Origin of the sequence: Brevundimonas sp. Leaf168, assembly GCF_001423685.1 — a bacterium.
Lineage (GTDB): Bacteria > Pseudomonadota > Alphaproteobacteria > Caulobacterales > Caulobacteraceae > Brevundimonas > Brevundimonas vesicularis_C.
This window is the reverse complement of sequence record NZ_LMOY01000011.1, coordinates 1-212: the sequence shown is the minus strand read 5'-3', so window position 1 is coordinate 212 and position 212 is coordinate 1. Positions and strand designations below refer to the sequence as shown.

General features: G+C 69.7%; 1 protein-coding gene. It reads right to left on the bottom strand.

Translation table 11 applies throughout. The features are described from left to right. A partial coding sequence (locus ASF81_RS15475) for a hypothetical protein (protein ID WP_235559356.1) occupies window positions 1-212 on the bottom strand: 212 nt, incomplete at both ends.

Below are 212 nucleotides of genomic sequence, written 5' to 3'. Positions count from 1 at the left end.
GGGTTGCCGTTGCCGGGGTTGCCCGAGCCTGGGTTGCCGTTGCCCGGATTGCCCGARCCCGGGTTGCCGTTGCCGGGGTTGCCCGAGCCTGGGTTGCCGTTGCCAGGGTTGCCATTGCCCGGATTACCGTTGCCGGGATTGCCCGAACCCGGGTTGCTGTTGCCGGGGTTGCCCGAGCCTGGGTTGCCGTTGCCAGGGTTGCCATTGCCCGG